Annotated in this window: 15 protein-coding genes; 4 read left to right on the top strand and 11 right to left on the bottom strand. The window is 38.9% G+C overall.

Annotated features, from left to right (window positions below; genetic code table 11):
- Positions 1-385: 385 nt before the first annotated feature.
- From ACS5PU_RS22650 to ACS5PU_RS22640, 3 genes are all read right to left on the bottom strand, one after another.
- A complete protein-coding gene (locus ACS5PU_RS22650; protein WP_439461435.1) occupies positions 386-1276 on the bottom strand; it encodes a DUF4349 domain-containing protein in 891 nt (296 codons plus the stop codon).
- An 800-nt stretch (positions 1277-2076) separates the two neighbouring features.
- Complete coding sequence (locus ACS5PU_RS22645; RefSeq protein WP_124560565.1) at positions 2077-2295, bottom strand: hypothetical protein; 219 nt, start codon at positions 2293-2295, stop codon at positions 2077-2079.
- 58 nt (positions 2296-2353) lie between these two features.
- On the bottom strand, positions 2354-3118 hold the full coding sequence (locus tag ACS5PU_RS22640; RefSeq protein WP_439461434.1) for a 5'-nucleotidase, lipoprotein e(P4) family: 765 nt from the start codon (positions 3116-3118) through the stop codon (positions 2354-2356).
- A 170-nt stretch (positions 3119-3288) separates the two neighbouring features.
- Here ACS5PU_RS22640 and ACS5PU_RS22635 point away from each other — a divergent pair, with 170 nt between their 5' ends.
- Complete coding sequence (locus ACS5PU_RS22635; protein ID WP_439461433.1) at positions 3289-4023, top strand: hypothetical protein; 735 nt, start codon at positions 3289-3291, stop codon at positions 4021-4023.
- Between the two features lie 262 nt (positions 4024-4285).
- On the opposite strand, the gene atpG is transcribed toward ACS5PU_RS22635, so the two are convergent.
- From atpG to ACS5PU_RS22595, 8 genes are all read right to left on the bottom strand, one after another.
- Positions 4286-5179, bottom strand: coding sequence for an ATP synthase F1 subunit gamma (gene atpG / locus ACS5PU_RS22630; protein WP_439461432.1), 894 nt, complete (start codon positions 5177-5179; stop codon positions 4286-4288).
- Positions 5180-5250: 71 nt separating this feature from the next.
- On the bottom strand, positions 5251-6825 hold the full coding sequence (atpA, locus tag ACS5PU_RS22625; RefSeq protein ID WP_344852541.1) for a F0F1 ATP synthase subunit alpha: 1575 nt from the start codon (positions 6823-6825) through the stop codon (positions 5251-5253).
- A gap of 143 nt (positions 6826-6968) precedes the next feature.
- Positions 6969-7508 (bottom strand): ATP synthase F1 subunit delta, encoded by a 540-nt coding sequence (atpH, locus tag ACS5PU_RS22620; RefSeq protein ID WP_439461431.1) that lies wholly within the window; start codon positions 7506-7508, stop codon positions 6969-6971.
- A gap of 62 nt (positions 7509-7570) precedes the next feature.
- Positions 7571-8065 carry a F0F1 ATP synthase subunit B gene (locus ACS5PU_RS22615; protein WP_219076001.1) on the bottom strand — a complete coding sequence of 165 codons (495 nt, stop codon included), beginning with the start codon at positions 8063-8065 and terminating at the stop codon, positions 7571-7573.
- A gap of 90 nt (positions 8066-8155) precedes the next feature.
- Complete coding sequence (gene atpE / locus ACS5PU_RS22610; RefSeq protein ID WP_056087863.1) at positions 8156-8371, bottom strand: ATP synthase F0 subunit C; 216 nt, start codon at positions 8369-8371, stop codon at positions 8156-8158.
- Between the two features lie 42 nt (positions 8372-8413).
- Positions 8414-9547 carry a F0F1 ATP synthase subunit A gene (atpB, locus tag ACS5PU_RS22605; RefSeq protein WP_439461430.1) on the bottom strand — a complete coding sequence of 378 codons (1134 nt, stop codon included), beginning with the start codon at positions 9545-9547 and terminating at the stop codon, positions 8414-8416.
- A gap of 14 nt (positions 9548-9561) precedes the next feature.
- The gene (locus ACS5PU_RS22600; RefSeq protein WP_439461429.1) at positions 9562-9831 is read right to left on the bottom strand and encodes a hypothetical protein; all 270 of its coding nucleotides are present in this window, start codon (positions 9829-9831) and stop codon (positions 9562-9564) included.
- 800 nt (positions 9832-10631) lie between these two features.
- Positions 10632-10856 carry an AtpZ/AtpI family protein gene (locus ACS5PU_RS22595; protein ID WP_439461428.1) on the bottom strand — a complete coding sequence of 75 codons (225 nt, stop codon included), beginning with the start codon at positions 10854-10856 and terminating at the stop codon, positions 10632-10634.
- A gap of 107 nt (positions 10857-10963) precedes the next feature.
- Between ACS5PU_RS22595 and ACS5PU_RS22590 the strand changes: the two genes are divergently transcribed.
- From ACS5PU_RS22590 to uvrC, 3 genes are all read left to right on the top strand, one after another.
- Complete coding sequence (locus ACS5PU_RS22590) at positions 10964-13726, top strand: tetratricopeptide repeat protein (RefSeq protein ID WP_439461427.1); 2763 nt, start codon at positions 10964-10966, stop codon at positions 13724-13726.
- Positions 13727-13955: 229 nt separating this feature from the next.
- Complete coding sequence (locus ACS5PU_RS22585; RefSeq protein WP_439461426.1) at positions 13956-16175, top strand: transglycosylase domain-containing protein; 2220 nt, start codon at positions 13956-13958, stop codon at positions 16173-16175.
- A 192-nt stretch (positions 16176-16367) separates the two neighbouring features.
- Complete coding sequence (gene uvrC / locus ACS5PU_RS22580; protein WP_439461425.1) at positions 16368-18170, top strand: excinuclease ABC subunit UvrC; 1803 nt, start codon at positions 16368-16370, stop codon at positions 18168-18170.
- Positions 18171-18259: the final 89 nt, after the last annotated feature.

Here is an 18259-nt window from a genome sequence, read left to right as displayed (position 1 = left end):
AGCGCTCAGAGTTGCAGCAGTTATAAAAAACCAGGAGAGCTATAAAAACAATTATAATATAGCTGCTTAAAATTTGTTTTTATCATAACAATCATTTCGAGCGGACCCGATAGCTATCGGGTGCAACGTAGTCGAGAAATCTGTAACTATTGATTTCTCCATTTCGCCGCCAATGAAAAATTGGCTGGCTGCATCCGATATCTACCGCATCGAAATCACGAGCCTTGTATGCACGCTGTCAATGGTAGCAGTAGTGAAGCGAACGCTACAAAGTAAATTTATTTCGGGATCCATCTTGTAGAAAAGAAGCTGATCCAGAACAGCATGATGATAGCACTAATAATTTAAAATGGCCCATGCTGGGCACGGGCCATGAAACGAATATTTACACCCGATTATTTTCAATCAGCTGCTTTGTTTTCAGTTCGCGCTGCGTTTTATCTTTCCTGATGAAATACCTTACTGCAAAAAACACCCCAAAGCTCGCCAGTATCAGCATCCACAGGTTAGAAATAGCAATAATGATTTCCTTAAAAATGGTCCAGCCATTTACTACCTCTAACCACAGCCTGTTTACAAATGCCGGGCGGTAATCGTACAGGTTATCATTGGCCACAATCAAAGTTTTAACGGTATTATCCTGATAAAAATTAAGCGTGATGGTGCTAAATTTTACCCGGCTATCAATCTGCATATTCTCCATTTTCTTATCTACATAATCATCTTTGATGTAAAGCGAAGATTCGACATTTGCGCTCTTCTTGGATGCTACTTTATTGATTTTGGCAATTGCATCTACCCTGTTCTGTGCTTTTAGCTTATTGGCCAGGTAAGCAATGCTCTGATCGTCCATCTTCATGGATTGGTTATCTACAAATACCGCCATTTTTGCAATGGTATTGGTAAACTCATCCAATTTCTCGGACGGGACCTTGGCCACCAGATAACCTTCGGTACGGTAAGAAGTGATTTCTTTTAACGAATCGGTAGATTGTTTAACCTTATCGGTTTCTTGGATAGCACTTTGTATAGAAAACTCGGCAACGGTACCGCCCTCGGCTTTAATGGTTTTACTGAGCGCTTCTTTGGTATGCTGCACGTTTTTTACGCGGAAGCGCATATCGGCAGTTTTAATGATTTTTTCGGCAGCTGCAGGTAATCCTACCGCTGTACTATCGGCCAAAACCTCGTTACTGGTACTGGCGTAGTCTTTTTTCTCAGCATTACAGCCGAAGATTGCCAAAATTATGGCCATAGCAATGATATTCCTTTTCATGATTGTGTGGTTCTAAATAAATAATCATTTTAAATATTTGCTTCAAATGGCCATGAGAAGTTTAGCGCTTTGGTTAGTATGTAACGCTGTATTTCTCCTTAATACCACAATCTTATTTAGGTAACCCAATGCCCCGTTTGGAGCTGAGCGAGGGCGGTTTGGAGCAAATCTGGATCGACTGATAGCCAAGGCTTCTAAAGTTTGAAAGGCCAAAGCACAGCGGAACTTCAAAAGTCTGTTGGGAAGTAAACCCCGCTGATCAGGAAAAAACTTAAAGCCGAAAACTGTAAAACGATAACTGTAAACTGATCTGGGCGTTACCTCAATCCCGATGAAAATCGGGAAAAGGTCGGGCTTTTCAGGGCTGCGCTGCGCTCCGGTACCGATGAAGGATCGGTACTGAACCCTTACAATCCCTAACGCAAAATCAACCGGTTTAAAAAAGACCTCGAAGGTTTTTAAACAGCGTAGCACTCAATGAGGCCTTTAAAAACAAGATTAACATCGAATTAAACCTTCGAGGTCTGATCGGATTCTTTCGCGTCCCAAAAACCTCTGGCTTTGTTAATAAACCTGATAGAACGGAAAGCCCACAGCGAGGCACGAGCGAGGACTTGGAGGGATAGCAGGGCTGCACTATGCGATCAACGTAGAACCGCTCATTTTCAAAAAAATTGAGGCTTAAAATTTCTATTTTAAACCACGCAGGTTTTCGAAACCTGCGTGGCTTGGACGGGATAAAACAAAAAAGCCGCTCCGATTAACATCGGAACGGCTTTATATCTTGATTAGCAAATGGCTTATGCGTCTAAAATTTTGAATACACCTTTGATGGCAATAATTGCACCGATGAACAAAACAATCCATGATGCCAATGATACCTGCCAAGAATCGTAAGCGAAACGTGCATAAGTACCCACCATACAAACCAGTACACCAAAAATCATTAATTTATAAATTCCTGGCTGGTTAGCCGTTTGCATACTTTCTGTATTGTGCTTTAATTCGTTGTTCTCCATAATGTTTATTTTTATGATGCAGCAAAAGTAATACTTATTGCTGAATAATGATAAAAACTTAGTAACTTTTTAATCGTTCTAATCTTTGTTTTGCTTTATCCTTATCGCTCAGCTTTTCTCCTTGATACAAAGGCTTTTCCCAATCGCCATACATAGGGTTTGGCAATACAATATATTTTACGCCAAATAGATACTGGTTTCCGTTTACCTGCTCAAAGGTATTCTTCTGTTCGCGGTAAAAAACATTGCTAAAATCGCTCAGATTATCTCCGCAGAGCATTAAAATATTGTGCGTTTCTGCAATTTTCTGTCTACGGGGTTCTTTATTCGATGTGCCCTTCGCAACCACCAAATGGGCATCGTCGGCATAAGGAAAACCAAACTTCTGCAGGTTTTTAAGTGTAGCGGCATAATCTTTTTCATCGCGGTTACTTACATAGAAAGTTTCGATATTTTTGGAAGCCGCAAATTTTAAAAAAGATAAAGCACCCGGAACGGTATCTGCCTGCGCTAAACTGGTCCATTCGGTCCAGTCTGCCGGCGCATAACTTAAACCTTTTTTAATTTCGTGTCCCTGAAAAGCTGAATTATCCAGAACTGTTTCATCAATATCAACAATTACACAGTTCGGTTTCTTGCTGGTATCGGCCCACAAAGCTTCTTTTAATGATAAACGGGCAAAATTGTAAGCCTGAAAACATAACGCCCTGTACTCGCCCGAAGTTTGCTGCCAAAGCACCGCATTGGTATAATCGCGTGCAGGATTTTGCGCAGCAGCCAGAAAGGGAATGAGCGATAAAAAGATCAGGATGTGTTTTTTCATGTTATGAAATTATACCGCAAAGATATTAAAAGAAGGTGATTAACCTGAGTAGAAAGGGTGATGTAAAATGTAAGCTATAAAACGGTATTAGCATGCCTTTTTTATCAATTAAGTTTTTAGTTATACAAATTTGATTAGTTTTGGGTACACACAAATAAAATCAATTTAATATGAACACCAAAAGATTACTTGGGCTAGCTATAGCCTTGTTTTTCTTTGCGGCCTGCAAGAAGAACGATCCCGTTACCGAGCCACCAATTAAGCCTCCGGTAGAAAAACCCGATCCCTTAGAACTGTTAAAAGACTCTGCTTCTTATACATTAGATGGGCAAAAAATTATCTTAACAACAACTATTACCAGGGGCGTATTAAATGGACAGGCAAATAAAAAACTAGACTCTGTTGTTAAAAACGTGGAGTATATATCGGATGATAAGAACACCGTGATGTTTGGGCGCTTTTATACTTTAAGTAACGATAACAGAAACGGTATCACGATCACTTTTTTGAAGAAATACAATAAAAGTTTAACAAGCCCCACCCCCTCAGCCATACTATTTGAGCCCATAGATAAACTCGATCTATTTTCTACAGGCGAACGAAAATTTGCAATGGACTTTACCAGGAACAATTCTCAGAACGGTATTGCCTTAGAGTTAATTGGGAGTGATTATGGATTACAAACATACGGTTACAGTAGCCTGGTTTATCACCCACTTCTTGATCCTGAGTTGCAAAAGCAATCTAAATTTGAAATAACAAGCTTACAAAAACTAAAATCTGGCAAATATCTAGTTGAGGCTAAGTTTAATGCATCCGTATATCGTGGAGACGGGACCCATATTAAAAAGATTGAAAACGGTTACCTAAGATTGAGGATAAATACAGAAAGTATCTATTTTTAACACGAAGAAGCCCATTTCAAACAAAATGGGCTTCTTTTAACTAATATATTAAATATCCAAAAACCTAGCCCTATCCGTTTTTGATAAGATCAATGTTTCAGCTTCGGGATATGCTTGTGTAAAAGTAATGGGGATTTTATTTGTAGCTCTTAAAACATAATAATTTTGGATTACGAATATTGAGATCAATAAAAAAGCCTATCTCAATTAAGAAATAGGCTCTATATTATCTCACTAAAGACTTGCGACTCTAAGCTTACACTTATCCGTTCAATGCTGCTGCACCACTTACAATCTCGGTTAACTCAGTTGTAATTGCTGCCTGACGTGCTTGGTTATATGAAAGTTTTAAGGCTTTTAATAACTCTCCAGCATTTTCAGTTGCCTTATCCATTGATGTCATACGTGCACCGTGCTCAGAAGCGTGCGAATCTAAAACGGCTTTATACAACTGAATTTTAATTGATTTAGGAATTAGCTGTTCAACAATCTCTTCTTGAGAAGGCTCTAAAATATAATCAACGTTGGTTGTTTTCTTATCTGTTTTCACCTCTGCTGCCTGTTCTGCTTTAGGCAGCGGCAACAACTGTTCGGTAGTAATAAACTGTACAGCTGCGTTTCTGAAACGGTTATACACAACCTCTACCTTATCAAACTCACCTTTAACAAAGCCTGCCATAATCGCATCCGTAATTTGAGTTACGTTTTCGAAAGTCAGTGCTGAGTATACTTCATTATTGTTGCCAATAACATTGTATTTGCGTTTTTCGTAAAAATCCTGAGTTTTCTTACCGATAGAAATAATGCTCACATTTCCGTTTTTCAACTGTTCGCTATATTTTTCAGCAATTAAATTGTTGGCCGCTTTAATTACGTTCATGTTAAAAGCACCAGCCAAACCACGGTTTGATGATACAGTAACAATTAAAACCTTATTGGGTTCACGCTCTTGGATAAAAGGTGATGACGATCCCTCTAAACTGGCAGATAGATTACCTAAAATCTCTTTCAGTTTAGTTGCATAAGGACGTAAAGCGATAATTGCATTTGTAGCACGTTTCAACTTTGCTGCCGAAACCATTTTCATAGCTTTGGTAATCTGCTGGGTTGATTGTACCGACGCAATCCGGTTTCTTACTTCTTTTAAATTAGCCATTCTTATTAAGGGAAAAGTATAAAGCTAAAAGCAAAAAGCTTTGAACTTTCTGCTTTTAGCTTTCAACTCTATTAGTATTTACTTGAAATCTCTTTTGCTACTGTATCTAAAACACCAGTAATGGTATCATCGAATTTACCAGCTTTTAATGCTGCTAAAGTTTCTGGATGACGCAATTCCAATTGAGTTAAGAATTCAGTTTCAAATTCTTTAACCTTGTTAACCGGAACACTACGCATTAAGTTTTTAGTACCAGCGTAAACAATTGCAACTTGTTTCTCTACAGTGAACGGAGAGAATTGCGCTTGTTTCAACATTTCCACGTTACGTGCACCTTTATCCAATACAGATTTAGTTGCAGCATCTAAGTCAGATCCGAATTTAGAGAAAGCCTCTAACTCGCGGTATTGAGCCTGATCTAACTTTAAAGTACCTGCTACTTTTTTCATCGATTTAATCTGCGCGTTACCACCTACACGTGATACCGAGATACCTACGTTAATAGCCGGACGTATACCAGAGTTGAACAAGTTCGACTCTAAGAAAATCTGACCATCGGTAATCGAAATTACGTTAGTTGGGATATATGCAGATACGTCGCCCGCTTGGGTTTCGATAATTGGAAGTGCTGTTAATGAACCGCCACCTTTAACGATATGTTTAATCGACTCTGGTAAATCGTTCATGTTTTTAGCGATATCATCGTTAGCGTTGATTTTCGCAGCTCTTTCTAACAAACGGCTGTGTAAGTAGAAAACGTCACCTGGATATGCCTCACGGCCTGGTGGACGACGAAGTAGTAGAGATACCTCACGGTAAGCTACAGCTTGTTTAGATAAATCATCATAAACAATTAAAGCTGGTTTACCTGTATCACGGAAAAACTCACCAATTGCAGCACCTGCAAACGGAGCATAAAACTGCATTGGAGCAGGATCTGCAGCCGAAGCAGCAACAACAACTGTATATGGTAAAGCGCCGTTTTCTTCAAGTGTACGTACAATGTTCGCTACAGTAGAGTTTTTCTGACCGATAGCTACATAAATACAGAACACAGGCTGGCCTGCTTCATAAAATTCTTTTTGGTTGATAATGGTATCGATACAAACGGCAGTTTTACCAATCTGACGGTCGCCAATAACCAACTCACGTTGACCACGACCGATTGGAATCATTGCATCAATTGCTTTAATACCAGTTTGTAAAGGCTCATTTACCGGCTGACGATAAATTACACCTGGTGCTTTACGCTCTAAAGGCATTTCGTAAGTTTCACCTAAGATTGGTCCTTTACCATCTAAAGGCTCTCCTAATGTGTTAACTACACGGCCAAGCATACCTTCACCAACTTTAATAGAGGCAATTTTTTTGGTACGTTTAATTGTATCTCCTTCTTTGATCTCGTCTGAAGCACCCAAAAGTACCACACCAACGTTATCTTCTTCAAGGTTTAATACAATACCTTGCAAGCCGTTTGCAAATTCAACTAATTCTCCCGATTGAACTTTAGTTAAACCGTAAACACGGGCAATACCGTCGCCTACTTGCAACACGGTACCAACTTCTTCCAGTTCGGTTTCTGATTTGAAGCCCGCCAATTGCTGTCTGATAATTGCCGATACTTCGTCTGGTCTTACCTCTACCATAATTTTACTTTATATCTTTTTATAAATGTTTAGTGCTTAGCGCATGGCGCTTGGCATTTATTCGCCACCCGCTTATCGCAATACTCTTTGTGTTTGGCGGTTTGCGTTTGGCGTTTTACCGCTATACGCTTATCGCCTAGCGCTTACTGCGCAAATTCTTTTTTAAGTTTACTTAAACCGCTGGCAATACTCGCATCAAATTGCTTATCGCCAACTTTTAATATAAAACCACCAATCAGTTTATCATTAACTTTTTCGTTAACAATTACTTCATTGGCGCCTAGTTCTCTTTTTACAATGGCAACAATCTGTTCTTTTGCAGCTGCACTTAAAGCAGTAGCTGTAGTAACATCAGCAGTAACAATACCTTTAATCTGGTTGTATTGTTGCACAAACTGTTTTGCAGTAGCAAACAAAATGGCCGAACGGCCCTTGTTAACTACAATTTTGAAAAAAGCAAGCGTTAATTTCCCTACTTTATCAGCGAAGATACCGTTCAGGATACCAGTTTTTTTATCTAAAGGTACAATCGGGTTTTTCAATATCGCTTCCAGCTCAGGGGTTTCATCAACCACTTTCTCAAACAATACCATATCATTATAAGATTCGGCTAATCCGTTATTTTCAACGGCTAGATCGATTAATGATTTGGCGTATCTGCTTGCAACTTTAATTTCTGACATATTTATTCGGGTTGGCGCTTAGCGTTTGGCGTTTTGCACGCTTACCGCTTTACGCAATACGCTTAGTTTAATTCAACGTCTTTTAACAAGTTCGCTACTAAAGCTTCCTGTTTAGTTTTATCATCTAATTGAGTACGTAAAACACGCTCAGCAATTTCTAATGATAAAGAAGAAACCTGGTCTTTAACTTCTGCTAAAGCTGCTTTCTTTTGGTTCTCGATTTCGATTTTAGCTTTCTCGATTAATTTAGCACCTTCTACCTGAGCTTGTTTTTTAGCTTCGTTTAAGATACCATCTTTTAAGGTTTTAGCTTCCTTCAAAATTTCATCACGTTCTGCACGTGCCTGTTGCATTAAATCTTGATTTTGGCTGGTTAAACGGGCCATTTCCTGTTTGGCTAATTCCGCTTTGTTAAGGGCCTCATCAATGCTTTGCTCACGTTCGTGAATAGCACCTAAAATAGGTTTCCATGCAAATTTTCTAAGTAATATCAATAAGCAGATGAATGCTAAAGCGGTCCAAAAAACCAATCCTATGCTTGGGGTTACTAAATCCATTTTATCTAATTTTTCTTATTCTTAATCTTTTTAATAAGGCAAGGTAAATAACCAACCGTTAAATACCTTACCTAAATTTTTCAGCTTGAATTATTGAGGATTGTTACCTAATAATGCAACTACCACACCGAATAAAGCAGCACCCTCGATAAGGGCAGCAGCGATAATCATTGCAGTCTGAATTTTTGATGCAGCTTCTGGTTGACGAGCAATACCTTCCATTGCTTTACCACCTACTTGACCGATACCGATACCTGCACCGATTACTGCTAAACCGGCACCAATTGCCGCGATTGAACCTACCATAACTAATTTAATTTATATTAATTTGTAAAAAATAGTTTTCTATTAATGATGCTCTTCTACTGCCATACCAATAAACAAGGCAGTAAGTAATGTAAAAATAAAGGCCTGTAAAAATGCCACCAGCAACTCAAGCACATCCATAAACAATACGAATGCAACTGAAACCGGAGCGATAGCCAATGTTTCGAAAATAAAAATTAACGATATTAAACTTAATACAATAATGTGCCCAGCTGTGATGTTCGCAAATAAACGGATCATTAATGCGAAAGGTTTAGAAACAATACCGATTAACTCTACAGGAATCATAATTGGATACAACCACCAAGGCACATCTGGTCTGAAAATATGTTTCCAGTAATATTTATTACCGTTGAGATTAACAATAATCATAGTACCGAAAGCCATTACAAAAGTTAAGGCAATATTACCCGTAACGTTAGCGCCACCAGGAAAAATAGGAACTAATCCTAATAAGTTATTAAACCAGATAAAGAAAAATACGGTTAATAGATATGGCATAAATTTAGCGTATTTATGACCTATGTTCGGCTTAGCAATATCATCCCTAACAAACACAATAATCGGCTCTATTAGTGACTGCAAGCCTTTAGGCGCCTTACCAACACGCTTTTTATAAGCTCCTGCTACAGAAATAAACACGATAAGGATTACAAAAATCGCAACGAACATGGCCGCAACGTTTTTGGTAATAGAAAAATCAAGAACAGATTTACTTGCTTCTTCATCAATTTTACCATCAGCACCAACCACTTTAACGTGATCTTCTTCTAAACGGTAATTGTTGTATTTACCATTATAATCGTGCTCACCATGGTGAAAATTACCAGAAGAGAAAACCTCCAAACCTTGAGAAGTGTACAAAATTACCGGAAGAGGCAATGAAGTATGCCCCCAAAGGTGCCACATATGCGAATCGGCAATGTGCTCCATAATCACTTTGGTTGGCTCAAATTTCTCTTCACCGTGTTTAGCTTCAGCGCCGTGCTCACCAGAAACCGCATGAGCAGATTCGGCAACAGCACTATCAACAGGTACAACAGCGCTATCAACTTGAGCGAAAGTATCAATTTTGATAGATAAAAACGCGATTAAAAGCGTAAAAACAATAGTTAGCCTTTTAACTTTAGACACAAAAACTCGGTTACAATCCATTTATTGGCAGTTTTTTACTTTAAATTTTGGTGGCGCAAGTTACGTAACAAACAGTAAATTTCAAAGGCCGTAAACAATAAATATAAAGAAAAAAAATTAAGCAGAAATACAAGCCCAATTCCCTTTGCTTTTATACTGTAAATCAGCACAAAAGCCATACAAAAAATCATCTTCACTGCAATTGATCCCATAATAGCCATTACACCTACCTCTGGATCACGTTTTATACCAATATCAACAAGCATATAAGCCACATAGGTTATGCCTGCCAAAAAGCCAAACATTACCCAAAAATTAGTTATAAATAACTGTTTATCGGGAAATATTAAGGGCAAAACGGCAATAACACCTATTAATAAGCCTACAAAAATGAAATAGATACTGGTAAATTTGGCTAGAGTCAATTTATATTTTTCTTAGCAGATAAAAACTTTTGCAAAGATAAGGTTTTTAAAATCAAGTAACTAGTGGGAAAGAGAAATTATTGGTTGAGTGGTTTATTTGTTCATTGGTATTGGAAACTGTAGAATGGTTAATCGGTTAAATGTTGAAATTGGTTAACTGGTTCCAAACTCCAACTAATTGGTTCATTGGTCATTTGTTCATTGGTTGCTAACTGTACAAGGCTTAATGTTCTTAACTCCTTACTGGTAAAAAATATTATGGTTAATTGGTAACTGAGTTCTATAAGAATAATCGAAAACTTAATGTTCTTATTCCTTAATGGGTCACGTGAGAATGTAAGCTGCCCATTGCAAACTGTAAATGGTTAATCGGTTAATTGTTGAAATTGGTTAACTGGTTCCAAACTCCAAACTAATTGGTTCATTGGTCATTTGTTCATTGGTTGCTAACTGTACAAGGGTTAATCGGTTAACTGTTTAAACTGATTAACTGCTGAGCGAAGAGTAACTTAATGTTCTTAACTCCTTAATGGTAAAAAATATGGTTAATTGGTAACTGAGTTCTATAAGAATAATCGAAAACTTAATGTTCTTAATTCCTTAATGATCATTATAAATGTAAACTGTAGAATGGTTAATCGGCTAATTGTTTTTAGCAACTGAGAACTGTCAACTGAAAACTAATTCCTGGTAACCTGCCTAATAGCCTGGTAAAGGGCAATGCCTACCCCAGCTAGGGCGAAAGCGGCCGTAATTAAATTAGTCTTACTGTCCCTGTGCTCATCAATCTTGTAGCCAATAAAGGTAAGCAGGCCAATGGTTGCAATCATCTGAAAGCCTATGGCCGAATATTTGGCAGCGGCATTTACCTTTTTCTTTGTATCTTCCTCTTTCGGATTTTCCATTTTTTAATGCAATAATTAGATTAACTTTGAATAATTAAAATTTGTTTCCAATAAAATATTTTGGCTTACAATTTGTTTATATGTTGTACTAAACAGATCTACCATACTTGAAAAATTACGCTAGCAGAAACTCATATACTCTCCTCTTCATTTTCGGCCTGCTTTTTATATGCGGCTGCGTGGCCAATAAGGATACGGCCGTAGATAGAAGGTTTCAAAACTTAACGGCAAGATATAACTATATATATAACTCAAATGTTTTATTAACTGAATATAACGAGAGTTTATTACAAAGTTATGCAGATAATTATGAAAAAACACTTCCTGTTTATTTAGACCCCGAACCTCAGGTAAACCTGGTTTTAATCACCGGGGCTCCCAATAAACAGCTTGATGAAGTAATAACCAAAAGCCAGACCATAATCAACGATAAAAGTTTCAGTAACTATATCGACGATGCCTATATGCTTTTGGGCAAGGCTAATTACTTAAAGGGAAATTATTTTATTGCATCAGAATATTTCGATTATACAGCAAAAACCTACAGTAAAGACCTGAAAACGTTTATCATGGCCATGAACTGGAAAGCCAGGAGCCAGATGGAGCTGAACAACATGGCTTTGGCAGATAAGATTCTCGATACCATGCTGCGCGCTTCTGATGAACTGAAAAAAGACCTTGCAGAGCCGTTGGCCACCGCGGCCCAGATGCGCATCTATCAAAAGCGGAATAAAGAAGCCATTCTTTTTTTGGAATCGGCCATTGCCCTGCCAACCGAACAGCAGCAGCGCATACGCTGGCGCTTTATTCTTGCCCAGCTACAGGAAAAAGAAAACAATATTCAGGATGCTTATGCCAATTTTACCAAGGTAGAAAAAAGCAATGCACCATTTGAAATGTATTTCCATGCCAATTTAAACCGCATTAAACTGCGTGCCTTACTAAGTGGCGAAAAACTGAATAAGGAGCAACAACTGCTTGCCCTACTAAAAGACGACAAAAACTTTGATTATACTGACCAGATTTATTATCAGGTAGGTGAACTTTTTTCGGCAGAGGGCAACTTTGTAAAGGCTGAAGAAAATTACCATAAATCTGTTGCCAAAAGCACCAGGAACCAAAACCAAAAGGCATTATCTTATTTAAAGATTGCTGATTTAAATTTTAAAGAATTCAACAACTATATCAAAGCCAAACTGTATTATGATAGTACAGTAATGATTTTGCCAAAGAATTTTCCCGATTACGAAAACATTGTTAAAAAAGCCGATAACCTGAAATACTTAACCGATAGGTACACCATTATCGCTAAAGAAGATACAGCACAAGCCATTGCCAAACTCCCTGCAAGCGAGCGCGAAGCAAAGGTAAAAGCCTACTTAACCCCAAAAGTTGAAGTGGCCAATACGGGTGGCGTTATTAACAATCAATATTTAAACGACCCCGATTTCCCAAATCAATCGTTAAATTCATCGAATAAAACGGCTGGAAATACTTTCTATTTTAGTAATAATGCAGCTATCAGCAATGGTTTTGGCGATTTTAGAAAACGTTGGGGCAATAGGCAGCTGGAAGATAACTGGCGTCAGAGTGTACGTTCATCAGCACAGGAAACCAGTCAGGTTTTAGCCGGTGGAAATATAGCAACTGGAATAACACCCGCCAATGGCACAAACACACAGGCCTCAACCGACCAGACCTCTATAGAAAAACAGTTTTTAGATGGGCTGCCAACTACCCCTGCCCTTCTGGCCACATCCGATCAGAAAATTATCGATGCCTATTTTGAAATTGCGAGTTTCTATCAACAGGAACTTAACGATAAAACAGAAGCCAATAAAATATACCTCGAACTGTTAAAAAGATACCCGGAAAACAACCATCTGGTAGCTATTTATTATAGTTTATACCTCAACTACAAAGGTGTTGAGGAAGCAAAATCAGATCAGTATAAACAACTGGTGATTACGAAATTTCCGGAATCTAATTTTGCCAAGAATATTTTAGATCCGTCTTATTCAGCCAAGCAGAGCCAAATGGAAAACATTGCCATTAATAACTACAATGTAGCTTTTGATGCTTATGCCAAAAAAGATTATCCAGCTGTGGTAAAACAGGCTGATGATAACATTTCAGCTTTCCCAAATAATGATCTTGCCCCCCAATATGCTTATTTAAAAGCAATTGCCGTGGGCCGAACAGCAAAGGTTGACGCACTGCTCACCGAATTTAACCTGATTACAAGCCTTTATCCGAACGATAAGATTATTACCCCGCTGGTGCGCGACCATTTAAAATATATTGAAGCCAATTTAGAAGAGTTTAAACAAAGGCCATTGGCACTTGTTGATTTCGATGCAAACGAACCACGTTTCGTGAGTCAAGCTACTGCCATTCCTGTAGCTGCAAAGCCTTTGGCAACAGAGAACAACACTGTTAAAACAGCTGAACCAGTTGCAGCAAAACCCGTTGAAGTTAAACCGGCTGATGCGGCCAAGACTGTCAGCATTTTCAGTGCAGCAAAATCTGAAGAATATTATTACGTTATCGATGTGGCTGATGCCAGCTTAACCCTCAGTTCATCGCGCTTTGGGATAGGCCAGTTTAACCGCGGCAACTACCCTGACAATGATCTGGTACATAAATTGGTAGAACTGGATAACGATCAGCTGATTTATGTAACAAGTTTTATCGATCTGGAAGATGCTAAAATTTACGAGGCCAGCATTACAGGACAATTAAAGAACATTATGAAGGTGCCGGCTAACTTATATAAAGGTTTTATCATCAGTAAAGAAAATTTCGAAAAGCTAACAGACCGATCGCGTATTAACGAATACTTGGAGTTTTTAAAAGACAATTATAAATAGAAGAAGGTGAAAGCTGAAAGCTAAGGTGTGCTTAGACGAAAAAAGTAAAGCTGAATGCTACGATGATCTTAGATGACTTAGGTGGTGAAAAAGCGGAGAGCTATGCTGCGCTTAGTTATTTGAGGTGTTAGGTTGGCCAAAGTTGAACCCAAAATTTGATTCTATAAAAAATTAATAAATTTGCACCAATAATCACCTATCCCGGCGGTTATTGGAAAATAACAACAAAATGAATAAATCCCTTTCTGCACAAGAAATAAAAAGATACAGTTTAATCATCTGGAAAATATTGATCGGGGGAATTGCCCTCTTTGCCATTTTCATTTCGATGATCGGCTTAGGCCTTTTTGGGGCGCTTCCATCTTTCAGAGATATCGAACACCCTAAAAGTAACCAGGCTTCAGAAATTATTGCCGAAGATGGCCGCCCTTTAGGTACCTACTTTGTGCAGAACAGATCGAACGTTACCTATAAGGATATTTCAGAAAATGTAATCAATGGTTTAATTGCAACTGAAGATACCCGTTTTAAAGAGCACTCTGGAATAGATTTTAAACGTACTTTTACCATTATCGGCTACAATTTAATCGGTAAAAAACAAGGAGCCAGTACCATTACACAACAATTGGCCAAAAACCTGTTCCCAAGAGAATCGAACCTTAATTTCTTCTCACTGGTATTAACCAAGTTTAAAGAGTGGATTGTAGCGGTTAAACTAGAACGCAATTACACCAAAGAAGAAATCATTACCATGTATTTAAATACGGTTGATTTTGGCAACCAGGCTTATGGCATTAAATCGGCAGCACGTGTTTATTTCAATACCACACCAGATAAGTTAAGCTTAACCGAGGCGGCAACATTGGTAGGCATGCAGAAAGGCATTACCATGTACTCGCCTACCCGCCACCCAGAGCGTTCAAGAGACCGCAGAAATACCGTAATGGCCATGATGGTAAAATCAGAGCTGTTAAGCCAACAGGAGTTTGAAGCACAAAAAGACAAACCCTTAAACCTGCATTTTAATGCCGCAACAGTTAACGATGGTATTGCCCCTTATTTCCGTTCGGTATTGAAGAATGACATCAAAAATATTTTTCAGGAACAATCTATCCTTAAACCTGACGGAACACCATACGATTTAGACCGCGATGGATTAAAAATATATACTACGCTTAATTACGACATGCAGATTTATGCAGAAGAAGCACAAAAAGAATATATGAAGATTCTGCAGGCCCAGTTTATCAACAGCTGGAAAGGCCGCAATCCGTTTAAAGATAAAAGCTTACAGATTGAACAGGGTATTAAACGTTCAGACCGCTACAAATCGCTTAAACTCGAAGGTAAATCTGACGATGAGATTAAGGAAGATTTTAATACCAAAACAGAGATGACCATTTTTACATGGAAAGGCAATATCGATACGGTAATGAAACCTATCGACTCTGTACGTTATTATAAAATGCTTTTGCGCAATGCCATGATGGCTATGGACCCCACCAATGGCCATGTGAAAGCTTGGGTGGGCGGCATCAATTACGAACACTTTAAATACGATCAGGTAAAAATGGGAACCAGACAGGTGGGTTCAACAGCGAAACCATTTACTTATGCTGTTGCTATCGAAAACGGTTATTCGCCTTGCTATACAGTTCCTAACGTTCCGGTAACCATTGAAGGTTATGGCGACCCATGGACACCACGAAACTCGGGCAAACCCTTACCGGGAAGTATTACACTGCAAAAAGCCCTGGCTTACTCGCAAAACTTTGTTACCGCTTATTTAATGAAACAGGTTGGTCCGGTAGCCGTATCTACATTGGCTACCAAAATGGGTATTCCCAATGTTCCGGCATTTCCATCTATCTGTTTGGGTACTTTTGATTCGTCTGTATACAATATGGTTGGGGCTTATGGGGCTTTTGCCAACAAAGGAACCTACACCAAGCCAATTTATTTATTGAGGATTGAAGATAAAAATGGCGTAGTGCTATTTTCGCAAAAGGAAATACCTAAGCCCATTATGAGCGAAGAGGTAGCCTATGTAATGACGCGGATGCTGAAAGGTGTGGTTACCAACGGAACGGGATCAAGGTTAAACTACAAGTATAAAGTGAATGCACCGATCGGGGCAAAAACAGGAACAACCCAAAATAACTCTGACGGTTGGTTTATGGCCATTACCCCACAACTGGTAACAGGCATATGGACCGGCTGCGAGGATAGGGCTTTTCACTTTATCAGTACCAACCAGGGTGAAGGTGCCAATACGGCCTTACCTATTTTTGCAGGCTTTATTAAACGGGTGTACGCCAATCCGGCCTTAAAAATTAGCCATGCTGATTTTGAAGCGCCAAAATCGGGGGTATCGATTACCTACGATTGTAACCAATACCAGCAGCAAGAGGAAGGCACAACAGAACTGGATGAAAAGTTGGGATTTTAATCACCAGCTCCTGCGTGAAGGATAGTAGCGGAAATCCTTTTGTTGCCATTTGAACGCAGTGGAAATGCAACAAAAGATTGTAGCGGATAGCCTGACCCTTTGCGCAGCTTAGGGGCACGCCCAAATCATAAAGGCTGTAAATCGGATCATTTAAATCAGAATTTTCCATCTCGAATCTTATTTTTGTAAATAATGAGCAGTTTCGACCATAAAACAGCATTAACGGCAATTCCGCATAAGCCTGGCGTTTACCAATATTGGGATGCGGACGGGAAGTTAATGTACATTGGTAAAGCGAAAGACCTGCGCAACCGTGTGGGCTCTTATTTTAACACCGATAGGAACCAGTTTAATGGTAAAACCCGCGTACTGGTTTCAAAGATCCGCAAAATTACCTTTACCATTGTTGATACCGAAATTGATGCGTGGCTGCTTGAAAACAGCTTGATCAAAAAGCATCAGCCTAAATTTAACATCAATTTAAAGGATGATAAAACCTATCCATGGATTATTGTTAAGAACGAAAATTACCCACGCATATACTGGACAAGAAAAGTAATTAAGGATGGTTCTACCTATTTCGGCCCCTATGGTTCGATAGGGATGATGCACACCATTTTAGACCTGATTAAAGAAACCTACCCTTTGCGCACCTGCAGTTTACCCCTAACGGAAAAAAACATAGCCGAAGGAAAGTTTAAGGTTTGTTTAGAATATCAGATTGGCAACTGTAAAGGGCCATGTCAAAATTACCAATCCGAGCCAGATTACGATAAAAATATTGGGGAAATCAAGGAGATCCTGAACGGTAAGATCGGGAATGTAATACGCGATGTTAAAAATATTATCAAATCAGCTTCTGAAGACTTAAATTTTGAGCTGGCGCACCAATATTCCCGCAGGTTACAGGTTTTGGAGAAATACCAGAGTAAATCGACCGTAGTAAACAGCGCCATTACCAATGTGGATGTGGTAAGCATTGCCTCGGATGAACGTTATGCTTTTGTAAACTACCTAAAGGTAATGAATGGAACAATTATCCAAACGCAGACCATTGAGGTGAAGAAGCAATTGGATGAAAGTGATGATGAAATTTTAACCTTGGCCATGCTCGATTTCAGGACCAAGTTTAGCAGTACATCGAAAGAAATTATTGTTCCTTTTGAGCCATCGCTGGAAGATGAAAGTTTAAAATTTACGGTGCCAAAACTGGGTGAAAAGAAAAAGCTCTTGGAGCTTTCGCAAAAAAATGTGCTCTTTTTAAAAAAAGAAAAATTAAACCAGTACGAAAAGTTAAATCCGGACCTGCGCACCGACCGGATTTTAACTACCATGCAGAAAGATCTGCGCTTAACGCAGCTGCCCAAACATATTGAATGCTTTGATAACTCTAACTTTCAGGGCAAATATCCGGTTTCGGCCATTGTGGTATTTAAAGATGCTAAACCATCCAAAAAAGATTACCGCCATTTTAATGTTAAAACTGTAGAAGGGCCTAACGATTTTGCCACCATGGAAGAGGCCGTTTTCCGCCGCTACAGGCGCATGTTGGACGAAGACCAGCCTTTGCCTCAACTTATCATTATTGACGGCGGTAAAGGGCAGCTTTCATCGGCAGTTAAGAGCTTAAAATTACTGGGTATAGAAAACAAGGTAACTGTAATCGGTATTGCCAAGCGTTTGGAAGAACTTTTCTACCCTGGCGATTCCTTTCCACTGTATCTGGATAAGAAATCGGAAACCTTGAAAGTTATACAACAACTGCGAGATGAGGCACACCGTTTCGGGATCACCTTTCACCGTAAAAAACGCGATCAGGGCACACTTAAAACCGAACTGGAGCAGATTGAAGGCATAGGTAAAACAACAGCTGATAAATTGCTGACCCATTTTAAATCAGTTAAAAAGATTAAAGAAGCCACAGAGAAAGAATTGGCCGTGGTGCTGAATAAAAAACAGATGGTAACGTTGCAGGAATACTTTAAAAATGCATAGTTCCCTCTATCAAGTTTTTGATACAGGAGTATTTTTCCGTAATTGATAATAGCCGAAAGAGAAGATTCAAACTATACCAACAGTACCAA

Source organism: Pedobacter sp. GSP4 (assembly GCF_051857575.1).
Lineage (GTDB): Bacteria > Bacteroidota > Bacteroidia > Sphingobacteriales > Sphingobacteriaceae > Pedobacter.
This window is presented reverse-complemented; position numbering and strand designations above follow the sequence as displayed.